Here is a 15260-nt window from a genome sequence, read left to right as displayed (position 1 = left end):
TTCGCTCGCTCCTCAGAGAGCGGAGACGCTCGCATCTCTGGGGCCGAGGCCGGCCGGAGCCGCTCAGTCGGCGGAGCTGTACGAGAGGTGCACGACTCCGTTGTCGAAGACGTCGGTGCCGACGAGCGTGAGCGGCAGATCGGCCAGACCGTCGAAGAGGCGGGCACCGCTTCCCAGGACCACCGGATAGACCAGCAGGTGCAGCTCGTCGATCAGCTTGTCGCGCAGCAACGCTCGCACGAGCGTGCCGCTGCCGCTGATGTAGAGATCGCGCTCCTGCTTGAGTTCGCGAATCCGGTCGGCGTCATAGGCACCGATGACCGTCGAGTTCTGCCACGCGCTCGTGTCGTCGAGAGTCGACGACACCACGTACTTGGTGGTGTCGTTGAAGAACGGGGCGCCGGGGTCGTCGTCGACGGTCCGGGTCGACCAGGCCGGGGCGAACATCTCGAATGTGTTGCGCCCGAGCAGGATTCCAGTGCAGTCGGACATGAAGGACCCCAGGAGCTCGCCCATCCCGTCGGCGAATCCGTACGGCATCGTGAAGCTCGGGTCCTCGTAGCTGCCGTCGAGGGTGATGAACTCGTGGACGTGGATCTTTCCCATGGTGTGCCTCTCGTCTCTTCGCGGTGAACGTCACGATGTCAGACCGGGCGTCGCCGGGAAACTCATCGGCGTCAGAATGCCGCGCCTGAGCCCCGTCCCCGCCGCCTGAGCCCCGTCCCCGCCGCCTGAGCCTGTCGAAGCCCCCCGTCTGGTAACTCTGGACCCACACATCGGCGATCGAAGGAGATCCATGGACGTCGCAGACAAGGTGGCCATCGTCACGGGTGGCGGTGGGGGTATCGGCGCGGCGATCGCGCATGCGCTGGTCGATGCGGGCGCCAAGGTCGTCGTCACCGACCTCGACGAGTCCGGTGCCCGGGACGTCGCCGGGTCGCTCGGGGATGCGGCGACCGCGCTCGGCGGTGATGCCTCGTCCGACGACCACATCGATGCCGCGGTTCGGCTGGCGGAGAGCACCTTCGGTCCGGTCGACCTGTACTTCGCCAACGCCGGCGTCGGCCTGGGCGGCGGGGTCGACACCGACGAGGCGGTGTGGGATCTCGCTGTCGACGTCAACCTCCGCGCCCACATCCGAGCGGCCCGACGCCTCGTCCCGGACTGGGTGGAGCGCCGAACGGGATACTTCGTCAGCACCGCGTCGGCCGCGGGCCTGCTCACCCAGATCGGCAACGCACCGTACTCGGTCACCAAACACGCCGCGGTCGGTTTCGCGGAGTGGCTCAACATCACCCACTTCGACGACGGCGTCCGGGTCAGTTGCCTCTGCCCCATGGGCGTCGACACCAAATTGCTTCGGCCGGACGGTGATTCCGCGAGCGAAGAGCAGCGGCTGATGCAGCGCGCCGTGGAGAGCGCGGGCGCGGTGCTGACTCCCGGGGCGGTGGCCGCGATCGTGCTGGAAGCCGTCGCCGACGAGCGCTTCCTCATCCTCCCCCACCCCGAGGTACTCGACATGTACCGCCAGAAGGGCGCCGACTACGACCGGTGGCTGCGCGGGATGCGCCGGTACCAGACCAGCCTGCGATGATCCCGCGCCGATGTGTCGCGGTTGCTACTCGAAGTAGCGTCGCGGCACGTCGACGAGCATCGTCGTGATGTCGGCCTCGCTGACTCCGCGCTCTCGCAGCGCCGGCAGCACCTCTTCGCTGATGTGTCGGTAGTTCCATTTGGGGAGTGCCTGTTTCTTGGCCTCGTGGTCGAACCAGTCGATGAAGCAGGCGGCGTCGTGCGCGAGGGCCATGCGGTCGGCGTATCCGCGCCTGCACAGTTCGGCGACCGTGTTCACGCGCTCCTCGAACGGCAGGAGGAGGTCGAGACCGAAGCGGTCCATGCCGAGGATCGAACCGGCGTCGGCGAGTCTCATCAGGTAGTCGAGGTCGACGCTGTCGCCGGAGTGGCCGATGACCACCTTCGTCAGGTCTGCCCCCTCCTCGGCGAACACCTTCTGGGCGACCAGTCCCGACTGGCTGTGCGGATCGGTGTGGACGGTGATGGGCGCGCCGGTCTGGGCGCTGGTCTGTCCCACCGCGCGCATCACGCGCTCGACGCCCGGTGTGAGGCCCTGGGATTCGATGGCGCACTTCAGGAAGGCCGCTCGCACACCGGTGTCCGCGATGCCCTCGGTGAGGTCCTTGGTGAAGAGCGTGACCAGTGGCTCCGGCACGTCGAACAACATTCCCGGGCCCGCATAGTGGAATTGGAACGGGATGTCGTTGTAGGTGTAGAGACCGGTCGCGACGACGATGTTCAGGTCGATCTGTTCGGCGATCCGTTGGATACGCGGGATGTACCGGCCGAGGCCGAGAACCGTCGGGTCGAGGATCGTGTCGATCCCGAGCTCCTTCAGTTCCGTCAGATCACGGACCGCTTCGGCGACCTTCTCGTCCTCGTCCCAATCATCCTGGTAGTTCTGCCGGAATTCTTCGCCGACGATGAAGACGTGCTCGTGTACCAACACGTTTCCGAGGTCTGCGGAATCGATCGGGCCGGTCGCGGTGTGGACGGTGGCCATGGAGCCTCCTCATCAGGAGGCGCCGTTGCCTCCCACTGCGGCGAACCCTAGTCGATTCCCCCGGCGTGACAGGCGGCTTTCGTCCGTCGTTCTCGTCGACCGCTCCCGCAGGGTTCGCCGCGGCGCGTCACGCGGCGCGCGGCGCGGTGAGCTTCTCCATGACCCAGTACGACGAGCCGGCGACCACCGCACCGGCAAGCCAGGACAGGTCGATGCCACCCAGTGCGACCGCAACCGGACCCTGCAGTGCCGGCAGCATCCCGTACATGAACATCCAGGTCGCGGTGACACCGAGAGCGAGTGCGACGAGGGCGGTCGGCCGGACCATCGGCAGGACGCTGTCCGCCGGTGTGGCGAACAGGCTCTCGGCGTCGATCTGTTGCCGAGCGATCAGGAACCAGTGCACGAGAACAACGCTGCCCCAAGGGCTCAACCAGCCGACGATCGACACCAGCCAGAAGTCGATGGTGGTAGCGAAGTCGCTGTTGAGCACGAAGTAGACGACGACCGCCATCGCCACGACGCCGATGATCAGGTTCAGCACGCGCCGGTCGACGCGGATGTCGAGCGCCTGCGTCGACACCGTGCACGTGTAGATGTTGAGGATGTTGGTCGCGAGCGGTCCGTGGATCACCAGCAACAGAACCGGCAGTGCGAGAACGCCATAGGCATCGACGATGATCTCGCCCGGATCGGCGGAGTCGCTCAGGGTGGCCAGCGACGCACCCAGCACGCCGAGCCAGACGACCGGAATGAACTGCCCGAGTGCGCTCGCGAGGAACAGCTTGCGCGACGGCACGTCCCGGGACACGAAGCGCGAGTAGTCGCCGGCGTAACCGATCCACGTCAGGCCCCACCCGATGCCGATCGCGGTCATCACCGCGGTGATCGCACCGATGTGCGCCGATCCCGTGAGCTCTGGCGAGGTCGTCTGTCCCCAGTTCACGTCCAGACCGACCCACGCGACGACGGTCATGACGAGCAGGATCGCGACCGTCGGCGGCACCGTCCACCGTTCGAAGGCCGAGATCACCCGGTACCCGAACCAGGCGATCGTCACCTGCATCCCCATGATGATCGCCGCCACGACGATCCGCGCGGCGTTGTTGTCGAGGTCCGGGTCGACGAGTCCCATCTCACCGAGCAGCGCCATCACCAGGTCGAGAACGATCCAGGTGTTGACCGCGCACCAGCCCATGCAGACCAGGGCCTGGACGGCGGCGGGAACGTAGGCGCCGCGGCGTCCGAAGACGGCTCGCGACAGCACCATTCCGGTGACCCCGGTGCGCTGACCGATGACGACGAAGACGCCGAAGATGGTCATGCCGATGGCATTGCCGACGACGAGGACCGCCACTGTCTCCCACAGCCCGAGGCCCATCGTGACGCCGAGTGCACCCAGCACCCAGTTGATCGGCGCGATGTTCGCACCGGCCCAGATCCAGAACTGTCCGCGCACGTCATGGGTCTTCGCGGATTCGGGGATCAGTTCGAGTTCGGCCTCGGCCTGCGGGCCCGAATGGCCCGGTCCGGGTGCCGACGGGGTCGCGGCGTCGAGTGCGGTCATTGAGTCCGTCCAGGAGGTGTCGGCCCCCGATCGGGCGGGGTGCGTTCGGGCATGGCGCGCGACGATGCGCAGTGCATCCATGGTGGTCGCACCGCCCGTCGCGCGATACCTACAGAACGTTCGCACTCCTCGGGTACGGAACGGACAGAATGTCACACCTTCGGCGTTCCTCGCACAGCCAGCTGGACTGTCCGGGCTTCTCCTGCATACCGGCCTGGGGGATGCGTTGTTCGGCGGCGTCGGCGATGCGTAGCTGTTCTTAAGCCCGGTAAGCCAGGGCGACGTCGTGGTCGCGGCCGGTTTGGGCGTCGGCGGCCGCCGGGGTTGTGGCGCACGAGGGTTCCGAGGTCACGGCGGCATTGTCTGCAGGGGTGGCCCTGGGTGTCGGTGGGGATCGCGCAGCCGGGCAGGGCGCAGCGGGGGAAAAGTTCGGCGGTGATGGTCACGATGGTCCCTCGAGGTGGCGGGTGTGAGCGGGGCCGGGGCGATGGGCCACGACCGTGAGCGGTCGCGGCCTACCGCTGGACGGGGTCTAGTCGGGTGGCACGTCGACGGCATCGGTGTCCCCGGCGATGACCTTCTCGACGTCGGAGAGGGTGTACTCGTTCCGCAGGATCAGCTTGGAGAACGCCTCGACGGCCGAACGGTTCGTGATTGCTCCACAGTTTCGTCATTGATGACGAAATGACCTGACTTTCTCCAAGATTCGCCGATAACCTACGTTATGACATAATTCCCGCTAGTGTTCTGAGTCATTAATTCGTGTGCAGTAGTGGGCGATGGAGTCGAGGATCTGGTCAGCGGTCTTGACCCACACGTAGGGGCGGGGGTTGTCGTTCCAGGTCTCGATCCATGCTCTGATGTCGGCGTTGAGCGCTCTCACGGTGCGGTGGGTGGAGCGTTGGAGCTTCTTGGTGGTCAGTTCGGCGAACCAGCGTTCGACGAGGTTCATCCAGGATGAGCTCGTCGGGGTGAAGTGGACAACGAATCGTGGGTGCGAGGTCAGCCATCGTTTGACCGCGGGCGTCTTGTGGGTAGAGGCGTTGTCCATGACCAGGTGGACGTCGAGCTCGTCGGGCACCTCGGCGTCGATCTTGCGGAGAAACCCGATGAATTCTGTTGCCCGATGCCGTGAGTGAAGCGAACCGATCACTTTTCCCGACGCGATGTCCAACGCCGCGTACAGACTGGAGGTGCCGTTGCGCACATAGTCGTGGCTGGCCCGTTGCGGGGTGCCCGGGAGCATGGGAAAGATCGGCTGGGTGAATCACCCTAGGGTTTTGTGCCGCCTCCAGTGTGGGCTGGTCCTCGGGGCCGAGGCCAGCGTAGTGGAGCGTTTCGAACTCGGTCGGGGGAATCTGGCCGATACTCGAGTGCAGCCTGCTGTTGTTGTACCAGTCGACCCAACCAGCGGTCGCGAACTCGACGTCGGAGATCGTCCGGTACGGGCCGGAGTGGAAGATCGTGGTCCGGATGCACTCGGTCTTGTACAGCCCGTTCACCGACTCGGCCAGAGCGTTGTCGTAGGCGTCTCCGACCGACCCGATCGACGCGGCGATGTCTTCGAGCCGCAGCCGCTCAGTCAGTGTAACCGATGTGTACTGGGCGCGTTCAATCGGTCGATGCAACACTGGGTTGTTGTAGCGAGTGTAGTTGTTCGCCAAAGACTTCGGCGGGAGTTTTCCATCCAAGGACTTTTCTAGGACGGTTGTTGAGGGTGTAGGCGATGGCCTCGAGGTCCTCAGCTGACCACCGCGACAGATCAGTTCCCTTAGGAAAATATTGGCGCAGAACACCATTGGTGTTCTCGTTGGATGGTCGCTGCCACGGTGAGTGCGGATCGGCGAAGAACACCTGCGTTCCGGTGTCCATCGCGAACTGGGCGTGAGCGGACAGTTCCTTGCCGCGATCCCACGTCAACGTTTTGCGCAACTGCTGCGGCAGCGCGGCGATCGACGCTGTCAGTCCTGCATTCATCGCGATGGCACCGTAGCCACCGAGTGCGGGCCCGTTCTTCACAGGCGGCTGCTCACCCCAGCCCTGCTGGCGTGGCAGATGCACCAGAAGTGTTGCACGACTACGACGTTCAACGATCGTGCCGATCGCCGATCTCCCAGTTCCGATAATCAGATCACCCTCCCAGTGCCCGGGGACGGCACGGTCCTCGGCCTCGGCAGGGCGCTGACTGAACACGACATCGGAGGTGACGTGACCCTGCGGCTTGTTGCGCGAGCGGGCCCGCGGCTCCCTCAGTGCACGTCCGGTGCGCAGGCACGCGACCAGCTCACGTTTGAGCGCGCCGCGGCCCTCGATGAACAGGGACTGGTAGATCGCCTCGTGACTGATACGCATGGATTCATCATCGGGGAAGTCGACCTTCAAACGCTGGGAGATCTGCTCTGGACTCCACGCCAGCGACCACCGCCGGTCGGCCCGGTGCGGTTTGTTAAGCCCCTTCCATGGCGGTGGCGTGGGGCCCGCAGCGATCGTGCCATCGGGACGGCGGACAACGCCGGCCAGGCGGTCCTGTACGTACTCCCGCAACTCGACGTGGGCCACGAGCTTCGCTGTTTTCGGGCGCTTGGCGGCCTGCTGGGCTTTCCACTGCGCCACCAACGCCCGATACTCGAGCTTCCCGCTCCTGGTTGCGGCGTTGCGCCGTAGCTCACGCGAGATCGTGGCCGGACTCCGCCCGATCCACCGTGCGATCTCACGCACCCCACGATCCTGGGCGCGTAGCAGCGCGATCTCTTCCCGTTCGGCGAAGGATAGATAGCGGCCCGAAGGCTCATCCAGACTCAGCGGCCTCATGCCGCCAGCGTGGCGGAACCAGCGTGTACCCACCGGCACCGACACACCGACAGCGATCGATGCCTGTGCCGTGCTCACCCCCGTCGCGACCACCCGCCAAAACTCACGTTGCACCTGCCGCGACGGCTCCGGCCGCCCCGGCGATCGCATCGCCGGCCGAAGTGCACGATCAGCACGCCACTGCCGACGAACACCTACCGCCACATCGCTGGTCCTCCGACTCCAGTCCGCCGTAGCCACCGCAAACACCTCCATGATCATGGTGTTGCGACGACCAGTTGAATCCGCCCTGACTTCCAGCATCCGAATGATGAATCAGCTCAGCAGCTTTCACCGGATGACCCTCTCGTTTCCGCTGCCACAGCGCCATCCGAAGCGGGACCGTCACCAGCTCCACCGTCTTCGACGTCGAGGCGTGCCACGCCACGATCCGACGTGAGAACACGTCGATGATGAACACCACGTACACCCACCCCGCCCACGTCCGGCAGTAGGTGAAATCGGTCACCCACACCCGGTTCGGCTCGACGGCACTGAACTGTCGATTCACCAGATCCTCCGCACGTACACCATCAGCGGACCGCACGGTCGTACGGACTCCCTTGGACCTTCGAATCCCGTTGTGGCCTAGCACTTTCATCGCTCGATCAACGGCGCCATAGGACACCCCGGGCAGTGTTGTCCGATGCAGATGGGCGCGCATCTTCACCCGCCCGTAGAGGCCCTCCGGAGTCATCTTCCGCCGGCCGTCGTCACCGGTCCGCCAGACCACGGTGCGCACCGCATCGACGACGTGAGCATCGGAGACGGTCCGAGCGGCAGGCGTGCGTGTTCGCCACGCCCGATAGGTTCGTGCGGCAATCATGCAGCCCTGCTCACGCAAGACCCGACAGATCGACTCGACCGCAAAACCGTTGGCGCGCATCTGATCTATGAACGCCACAATCATCGATTGCGGCGGTCGAGTTCCCCCGCGAAGAAAGTCGTCGCCGCTTTCAAAATGGCAACGTCCTCTCGCAACTGCTTGTTCTCCGCCTTGAGTCGCTTGATCTCAGCGGACTCCTTCGACGTGGTCCCCGACCGGGCGCCGGCATCGACCTGGGCCTGCACGGCCCACCGACGTACCGTCTCCCCACCGACACCGACCTGCTTGGCGATCGCCTCTGCCGCGGCAGTCAACGACGTGTACTCGCCGCCGTGCGCCTCCAGCAAACGCAAGGCCCTCGAACGGACCTCCGGATCGATCTTCTTAGGCATGTGCTCATCCTTCCTGACTCAGAAGGAAGCGGCATCAAACCAGGGGTGATTCACGGACCTTCTCGGTGAACAAGGGATCTCTCGACAGCTTCCACGAATCCTGTTTGTGCGGAGCCAATCCGAACGCCCGCCACACACGCGACACGGTTGACTGTGACATGTCGAGATGCTCGGCCATCGCCCGCGTCGACCAGTGTGTCGCATTCTTCGGAGTGGTCTCGAGAGTCGCGGTGATCAAGTTTTTGATCTGCTCGTCGTCGACGGTGCGAGGTCGCCCAGGCCGGGGTTCGTCGAGCAACCCCTCGCAGCGGTGCTCGACGAACCGGCCTCGCCAGCGCCGCACGGTACTGCGATTGAGGCCGAGTCGTTGTGCCACTTCAGTATTCGAACCGCCATCAGCGGCGGCGAGAACGATTCGTGAGCGCATCGCCAAACCCGAGGCCGTCGTTCGCCGACGCGCCCACCCTTCGAGCTCACGGCGCTCGTCATCAGTCAGAACAATATCCACTGCTCGCGGACCCCGGGTTGCCATTCCCTAGCCTAACAACCGAACGGAAATTAATGACTCAGGACACTAGATCCGCAGCAACTAACGATTTTCTTTCCGGTGCATACTATAAGAAGATCGCTCAGACCCTTGAACGCGGAAAGTTTGATCTTCTTTTCCTTCCGGATGCTCTCGCAGTCGAGGACAGCTACGGCCATGATCTGCAAACAGGCGTCGGACTGGGCGGCCAGGGCGCGATCGCACTCGAGCCCGCCACGGTGGTGGCGACGATGGCCGCCGTGACCGACCGGTTGGGACTTGGAGCCACCATCTCCACCACGTATTACCCGCCGTTTCACGTCGCCCGTATCCTGGCAACGCTGGATAACCTGTCCGACGGGCGGGTGTCGTGGAACATCGTGACATCGCTGAACGATTCAGAGGCAAAGAACTTCGGAATCGATGCTCATCTTGAACACGACACCCGTTACGACCGCGCGGACGAGTTCGTCGAGGTCGTACGTAAGCTGTGGAACTCGTGGGACGATGATGCGCTGCTGTTGGACAAGATCTGCGGCCGGTTCGCTGATCCTAAGAAAGTTCATTACGTCGATCACCGTGGTGACTGGTTCGACGTGCGCGGCCCCCTGCAAATCCCCCCTTCAAGTCAGCGCGAGCCAGTACTCCTCCAGGCCGGATTGTCGCCTCGCGGTAGACGTTTCGCGGGCCAGTGGGCCGACGCCGTGTTCAGCATCTCGCCGACGCTGGAGATGATGCAGCGCACGTACCAGGACATCAAGGGGCAAGTGAGTGCCGCGGGTCGCAACCCCGACGCCACGAAGGTTTTCACAGCTGTCATGCCCATACTTGGGGAGACCGAGGCGATCGCACGCGATCGCCTCGAATACATCAACGGTCTCGTCCACCCCGAGGTCGGTCTGTCGACGTTGTCGAGTCATAGTGGAATCGACTTGTCCGCCTTCCCCCTAGACGCGAAGTACTCCGACATCGTCGCGAGCTTGGGGGACGCGCACATCCCCACCATGCTCCACATGTTCTCCACGGTTGCGAGCGACGGCGAGGATCTGACACTGGCCGACCTTGGAAAGCGTTATGGCACGAACGTGGGTTTTGTCCCGCAGTGGGGAGGAACGCCCACCCAGATCGCCGACAGACTGGTCGAGTACTTCGATGCGAGAGCGGCTGATGGGTTCATCATCTCCGCCGCCTATCTGCCCGGCGTTTACGAGGACTTTGTCGACCAGGTGGTGCCGCTGTTGCAAGAACGTGGGGTATTCCGCGACGAGTATGAGGGATCAACGCTGCGCGACCACCTCGGCCTGGAACTGCCAAGCGGGGCGGCGGCGCTGTGACCGACACCAGCTCAGCGGTCCACACCCTCGCGTACAGCAACTGCCCTGTTCCCAACGCCCTGCTGGTTGGCCGCGAGTCGCAGTTGCTCGCCGAGGCTGGCATCAATCTGGACGTGCTGGGAGGGCCGCTGGGCTCCTTGCACTTCACCTACGATCATCCCGCTTACACCCGATTCGGCGGAGAGATCCCGCCGTTGGTGAGTGAGGGCCTGCGTGCACCGGGTCGCACACGCCTCCTGGGCGTCACCCTGTTCGAGGGAAAGCTGGGCTTTTACGCGGCCGACCCCACCCTGACCGCACCGGAGCAACTGGCGGGGCATCGTGTCGGCGTATCCGCATCGGCAATCCGGATCCTGCGCGGCGACCTTGGTGACTACCGACAGCTCGACCCGTGGCGCCAGACTCTCGTCGCACTGGGCACTTGGGAGGCGCGAGCCCTGCAGCACACCCTTCGTCACTCCGGCGTAACAGTAAACGATATCGAGCTCGTACCCATTGAGACGGCGGGAGTCGACTTACCGCAGGACCGACTCAGCGCATCGGCATCAGTGAACGGTTCGGACCTCTTTCCCGCCGTCGGGGCCCATCAGGCACAAGTCTTTGCCGGGGGGACGGTCGATGCGCTATTCAGCTGGCTTCCGTGGTCCGCGGAGTTCGAAGACCTCACCGGTGTTAGACCGCTGCGTGACCTGAGCTTGGACAGGACAAGCCACTACGCCAGCGTTTGGACAATCAGCGCGCAACTCGTCGATAAGAACCCGTCACTCGTGCAGCATCTGGTGGATACGGTGGTCCGGGCAGGCTCCTGGGCGCGCGATCATCTGACCGAGACAGTCGCGATTCATGCCCGCAACCTCGGTGTTAGCGAGACTGCGGTGACACGCGGTTTCGGCGAGCACTTCACCGACAACTTAGTACCCACCCTCGACCACGATGCGCTCACTGTCCTTGCTGCGACACAGCGGTACCTGGTCGACCACGATCTGGTGGATAAGGCGATCGACCTGACTGATTGGTCGGCCCCGGAATTTCTGCAGACGAGCCTGCGTACATGCGCGGCCGGCACATCAGCGATTGGAGAATACGAATGACAGTCACCGACGACACGGCGGCGGCCACCGATCGGCGGGCGGGCGATCCTCTCGCGGTGGCTCGAGACCTTGCTGCAAGCTGGCGGGAGGGAATCGTCGAACGGGATCGCGATGGGGGGCCAGCCACCCGTGAGAAAGAGGACTTACGCCTAAGTGGTCTGCTGGCGCTCGCGGTACCCGAGGAGCACGGTGGTTGGGGCGCAGATTGGCCGACGGTCTGAACCGCCCCGGGTCTGTCGGAGGCTCTCGAACCTGTGAAGGATGGAGAGCATGGCAGCACCACGCAAGTACAGTGAGGAACTCAAGGACCGGGCCACCCGGATGGCATGTGAAGCGCGACGAGATCCCGATTCGTCGAGAGGTGCGATCAAGCGGATCGCCGATCAGCTCGGAGTCCATCCCGAGGCGTTGCGCAATTGGGTTCGTCAGGCCGAGATCGACGGCGGGGTCCGCCCGGGCACCACGAGTGAGGACGCTGACCGCATCGCGGCGTTGGAGCGGGAGAACCGTGAACTGCGGCGAGCGAACACGATCTTGAAGCAGGCTTCGGCTTTCTTTGCGGCGGAGATCGACCGCCCACAGCGCTGATCGTGGAGTTCGTCGCGGCTCACCGCGATGAACACGGAGTCGATCCGATCTGTGCGGCATTGCGCGATACGTCCGCCCAGATCGCTCCGTCCACGGTACGAGCCCACCTGAGCCCCCAGAAGACCGAGGCGCCTCGTGTGGTGCGTGACCGGGAGCTCCTTACCCAGGTCCGCGCGGTGCATGCCGACAACCTCGGCGTCTACGGTGCCCGCAAGGTGCATGCCCAATTGCGCAGACAGGGCCATAGTGCTGCCCGCTGCACCGTCGAGCGATTGATGAAAGCCGATGGGCTGCAAGGGATAGCGAGACTCAAGACACGCAAGACCACGCGCAGCGAGGGAGCTGAAACACCCCGGCCGGCTGACCGGGTCAACCGTCAGTTCACCGCGGCGGCACCGAACGCGTTGTGGGTGGCGGACCTGACCTACATCCGCACCCACTCGGGCTGGGTGTACGCGGCGTTCGTCCTGGACGTGTTCTCGCGGATGGTCGTCGGCTGGCAGGTCTCGACCACCATGCACACCGACCTCGCCCTCGACGCCCTGAACATGGGATTGTGGGCACGGTCGCGTGCCGGCCACGACGTGGCCGGGCTGATCCACCACTCCGACCGCGGAGTGCAAGGCGGATTCAACTGGTCGTCGCAACACCATGATCATGGAGGTGTTTGCGGTGGCTACGGCGGACTGGAGTCGGAGGACCAGCGATGTGGCGGTAGGTGTTCGTCGGCAGTGGCGTGCTGATCGTGCACTTCGGCCGGCGATGCGATCGCCGGGGCGGCCGGAGCCGTCGCGGCAGGTGCAACGTGAGTTTTGGCGGGTGGTCGCGACGGGGGTGAGCACGGCACAGGCATCGATCGCTGTCGGTGTGTCGGTGCCGGTGGGTACACGCTGGTTCCGCCACGCTGGCGGCATGAGGCCGCTGAGTCTGGATGAGCCTTCGGGCCGCTATCTATCCTTCGCCGAACGGGAAGAGATCGCGCTGCTACGCGCCCAGGATCGTGGGGTGCGTGAGATCGCACGGTGGATCGGGCGGAGTCCGGCCACGATCTCGCGTGAGCTACGGCGCAACGCCGCAACCAGGAGCGGGAAGCTCGAGTATCGGGCGTTGGTGGCGCAGTGGAAAGCCCAGCAGGCCGCCAAGCGCCCGAAAACAGCGAAGCTCGTGGCCCACGTCGAGTTGCGGGAGTACGTACAGGACCGCCTGGCCGGCGTTGTCCGCCGTCCCGATGGCACGATCGCTGCGGGCCCCACGCCACCGCCATGGAAGGGGCTTAACAAACCGCACCGGGCCAACCGGCGGTGGTCGCTGGCGTGGAGTCCAGAGCAGATCTCCCAGCGTTTGAAGGTCGACTTCCCCGATGATGAATCCATGCGTATCAGTCACGAGGCGATCTACCAGTCCCTGTTCATCGAGGGCCGCGGCGCGCTCAAACGTGAGCTGGTCGCGTGCCTGCGCACCGGACGTGCACTGAGGGAGCCGCGGGCCCGCTCGCGCAACAAGCCGCAGGGTCACGTCACCTCCGATGTCGTGTTCAGTCAGCGCCCTGCCGAGGCCGAGGACCGTGCCGTCCCCGGGCACTGGGAGGGTGATCTGATTATCGGAACTGGGAGATCGGCGATCGGCACGATCGTTGAACGTCGTAGTCGTGCAACACTTCTGGTGCATCTGCCACGCCAGCAGGGCTGGGGTGAGCAGCCGCCTGTGAAGAACGGGCCCGCACTCGGTGGCTACGGTGCCATCGCGATGAATGCAGGACTGACAGCGTCGATCGCCGCGCTGCCGCAGCAGTTGCGCAAAACGTTGACGTGGGATCGCGGCAAGGAACTGTCCGCTCACGCCCAGTTCGCGATGGACACCGGAACGCAGGTGTTCTTCGCCGATCCGCACTCACCGTGGCAGCGACCATCCAACGAGAACACCAATGGTGTTCTGCGCCAATATTTTCCTAAGGGAACTGATCTGTCGCGGTGGTCAGCTGAGGACCTCGAGGCCATCGCCTACACCCTCAACAACCGTCCTAGAAAAGTCCTTGGATGGAAAACTCCCGCCGAAGTCTTTGGCGAACAACTACACTCGCTACAACAACCCAGTGTTGCATCGACCGATTGAACGCGCCCAATACCGAGCCATCCGCTACACCGAACGACTGGCCGAAGCCGAAGCGGTGACATCTGTTGGCTCCAAAGGGGATTCATACGACAACGCGATGGCTGAGGCGTTCAACTCGCTGTTCAAAGCCGAATGCATCCGTAACCCCGTGATGCGCCCGCGAGGCGGCTGGGCAGGTGTGGGCGAGGTCGAGATCGCCGTCGCTGAGTACGTCGAATGGTTCAACCACCGCCGCCTGCACGGCGAGATCGGACACGTCCCACCCGTCGAGTACGAGAGCGCCTACTGGTCGACCCACACCGTCACCAGCTACCGTGAGAACCCGGTCCCCGCAAACGCTGGAACCAACTAACCGAGCCTCCAGCAAACCCGGGGCGATTCAGTCTTCGCAGTAATCCGCGAGATTGCCAAGGTCGACGGCTCGCTTGGCCACCTCTACGGATACCACCTCGTGTGTGCAGCCTTCATCGAACTCCTCGGCTCGCCGGAGCAGCGCGACGCCACTTACCGCCGCGTGGCGCAGGGTTCCTGGACGGGGAACGCGTTGAGCGAGAACAACAGTCACATTCTCGACTGGAAGGTGCGTGCAACCCCACGCGACGACGGTGGTTACGTGCTGAACGGGACCAAGCATTTCTGTAGCGGGGCGCTCGGATCCGATCTGCTTCTGGTGTTTGGCGTGGCGCAGGATGATGACTCACCCGAGCGGTCGGGAATTATCACAGCGGTCATACCCACCGACCGAGGGGGAGTGCGTCCCAACAATGACTGGAAAGCCCTGGGGATGCGGCGGACCGACAGCGGTACAACGGACTTCAAAGATGTTCAAGTGCTTCCGCACGAGGTGTTGGGGGCTCCGAACAGCGTGATCACCGACTTTTTCGGCTATAGGCGCGCCAGCCTATTCGGCCCGTTGGTGCAACTGATCTTCTCGCACGTCTACATAGGAATTGCCGCCGAAGCGCTGGACTCCGCTCGCGAATACACGCTGGAGCACGCACGGCCATGGACCCCTGCGGGGGTTTCTGAGGCCACGCAGGATCCATACGTAGTTCGGACCTTTGGAGAGCTTGCGATTAAACTACAAGGCGCTGACGCGGCGGCCCGCGATGCGTCGCACGCGGTGCAGCGGATCTGGGAGAAGGGTGATGCTTTGGCACCCGCCGATCGGGCCTCGCTGATGGTTCAGGTGTCGGGGGTGAAGGTCTTGGCCACCGAGGCGGGTCTGTCTATAGGCAGCCGGATCTTCGAGGTCATCGGGGCGCGTGGGACACACCCGCGTTTGGGGCTGGACCGGTTCTGGCGCAACATCCGGACGCACAGCCTGCATGACCCGGTGGCCTACAAGATTGCCGACGTCGGCCAGTACTTCTAGAACGACCGTGATCCCGTCCCA

At 64.2% G+C, this 15260-nt stretch carries 12 protein-coding genes, 4 pseudogenes and 1 other annotated feature; of the genes and pseudogenes, 8 read left to right on the top strand and 8 right to left on the bottom strand.

The features are described 5' to 3' along the window. Positions 1-63 precede the first annotated feature (63 nt). Positions 64-606: a dihydrofolate reductase family protein gene (locus AC3B6C_RS07880; RefSeq protein ID WP_488375590.1), complete on the bottom strand. Its 543-nt coding sequence runs from the start codon at positions 604-606 to the stop codon at positions 64-66. Between the two features lie 190 nt (positions 607-796). Between AC3B6C_RS07880 and AC3B6C_RS07875 the strand changes: the two genes are divergently transcribed. Next, positions 797-1594, top strand: coding sequence for an SDR family oxidoreductase (locus tag AC3B6C_RS07875; RefSeq protein ID WP_488375589.1), 798 nt, complete (start codon positions 797-799; stop codon positions 1592-1594). A 24-nt stretch (positions 1595-1618) separates the two neighbouring features. Here the strand turns inward: AC3B6C_RS07875 and AC3B6C_RS07870 are convergent, their stop codons facing one another. The 7 genes and pseudogenes from AC3B6C_RS07870 to AC3B6C_RS07840 all read right to left on the bottom strand — a co-directional run. Continuing rightward, positions 1619-2578, bottom strand: coding sequence for a phosphotriesterase family protein (locus AC3B6C_RS07870; RefSeq protein WP_488375588.1), 960 nt, complete (start codon positions 2576-2578; stop codon positions 1619-1621). A 127-nt stretch (positions 2579-2705) separates the two neighbouring features. Beyond that, the gene (locus AC3B6C_RS07865; RefSeq protein WP_488375587.1) at positions 2706-4145 is read right to left on the bottom strand and encodes a cytosine permease; all 1440 of its coding nucleotides are present in this window, start codon (positions 4143-4145) and stop codon (positions 2706-2708) included. Positions 4146-4884: 739 nt separating this feature from the next. Beyond that, a pseudogene (locus tag AC3B6C_RS07860) lies at positions 4885-5409 on the bottom strand (IS630 family transposase); the annotation flags it as partial. Between the two features lie 34 nt (positions 5410-5443). Further along, positions 5444-5752 (bottom strand): annotated as a pseudogene (locus AC3B6C_RS07855) (integrase core domain-containing protein); the annotation flags it as partial. A 4-nt stretch (positions 5753-5756) separates the two neighbouring features. Beyond that, positions 5757-7211, bottom strand: coding sequence for an IS30 family transposase (locus AC3B6C_RS07850; protein ID WP_420871536.1), 1455 nt, complete (start codon positions 7209-7211; stop codon positions 5757-5759). A 28-nt stretch (positions 7212-7239) separates the two neighbouring features. Next, positions 7240-8213, bottom strand: a pseudogene (locus AC3B6C_RS07845) (IS3 family transposase); the annotation flags it as partial. A 49-nt stretch (positions 8214-8262) separates the two neighbouring features. Next, a pseudogene (locus AC3B6C_RS07840) lies at positions 8263-8745 on the bottom strand (IS630 family transposase); the annotation flags it as partial. Positions 8746-8774: 29 nt separating this feature from the next. On the opposite strand from AC3B6C_RS07840, the gene dszA reads away from it, so the two are divergent. The 7 genes from dszA to AC3B6C_RS07805 all read left to right on the top strand — a co-directional run bounded on the left by dszA (position 8775) and on the right by AC3B6C_RS07805 (position 15239). Continuing rightward, positions 8775-10073 (top strand): dibenzothiophene-sulfone monooxygenase DszA, encoded by a 1299-nt coding sequence (gene dszA, locus AC3B6C_RS07835; protein WP_068970850.1) that lies wholly within the window; start codon positions 8775-8777, stop codon positions 10071-10073. Beyond that, positions 10070-11164 carry a type 2 periplasmic-binding domain-containing protein gene (locus AC3B6C_RS07830; RefSeq protein ID WP_004022072.1) on the top strand — a complete coding sequence of 365 codons (1095 nt, stop codon included), beginning with the start codon at positions 10070-10072 and terminating at the stop codon, positions 11162-11164. Before dszA ends, AC3B6C_RS07830 begins: the two co-directional genes overlap by 4 nt. Before the next feature lie 270 nt (positions 11165-11434). Next, positions 11435-11752, top strand: coding sequence for a transposase (locus AC3B6C_RS07825; protein WP_004022138.1), 318 nt, complete (start codon positions 11435-11437; stop codon positions 11750-11752). After that, positions 11713-11841 (top strand) — a sequence feature (AL1L pseudoknot). Its footprint overlaps the gene before it by 40 nt. Next, the gene (locus AC3B6C_RS07820) at positions 11755-12495 is read left to right on the top strand and encodes an IS3 family transposase (protein ID WP_014928955.1); all 741 of its coding nucleotides are present in this window, start codon (positions 11755-11757) and stop codon (positions 12493-12495) included. Its footprint overlaps the feature before it by 87 nt. After that, entirely contained in the window at positions 12410-13864 is a 1455-nt protein-coding gene (locus AC3B6C_RS07815) for an IS30 family transposase (protein ID WP_078114170.1), read from the top strand. The genes AC3B6C_RS07820 and AC3B6C_RS07815 overlap by 86 nt, the downstream gene beginning before the upstream one ends. Beyond that, entirely contained in the window at positions 13845-14216 is a 372-nt protein-coding gene (locus AC3B6C_RS07810) for an integrase core domain-containing protein (RefSeq protein ID WP_065632759.1), read from the top strand. Before AC3B6C_RS07815 ends, AC3B6C_RS07810 begins: the two co-directional genes overlap by 20 nt. 99 nt (positions 14217-14315) lie before the next feature. After that, a complete protein-coding gene (locus tag AC3B6C_RS07805; protein WP_014928945.1) occupies positions 14316-15239 on the top strand; it encodes an acyl-CoA dehydrogenase family protein in 924 nt (307 codons plus the stop codon). Positions 15240-15260 lie beyond the last annotated feature (21 nt).

The organism is Gordonia sp. 11cp (genome assembly GCF_057767225.1).
This window is presented reverse-complemented; position numbering and strand designations above follow the sequence as displayed.

Bases quoted from the DNA above. Each gene is read 5' to 3' on its own strand.
- AC3B6C_RS07880 (WP_488375590.1), bottom strand. From the start codon at position 606: ATGGGAAAGATCCACGTCCACGAGTTCATCACCCTCGACGGCAGCTAC.
- AC3B6C_RS07875 (WP_488375589.1), top strand. From the start codon at position 797: ATGGACGTCGCAGACAAGGTGGCCATCGTCACGGGTGGCGGTGGGGGT.
- AC3B6C_RS07870 (WP_488375588.1), bottom strand. From the start codon at position 2,578: ATGGCCACCGTCCACACCGCGACCGGCCCGATCGATTCCGCAGACCTC.
- AC3B6C_RS07865 (WP_488375587.1), bottom strand. From the start codon at position 4,145: ATGACCGCACTCGACGCCGCGACCCCGTCGGCACCCGGACCGGGCCAT.
- AC3B6C_RS07850 (WP_420871536.1), bottom strand. From the start codon at position 7,211: ATGGAGGTGTTTGCGGTGGCTACGGCGGACTGGAGTCGGAGGACCAGC.
- dszA (WP_068970850.1), top strand. From the start codon at position 8,775: ATGACTCAGGACACTAGATCCGCAGCAACTAACGATTTTCTTTCCGGT.
- AC3B6C_RS07825 (WP_004022138.1), top strand. From the start codon at position 11,435: ATGGCAGCACCACGCAAGTACAGTGAGGAACTCAAGGACCGGGCCACC.
- AC3B6C_RS07815 (WP_078114170.1), top strand. From the start codon at position 12,410: ATGGAGGTGTTTGCGGTGGCTACGGCGGACTGGAGTCGGAGGACCAGC.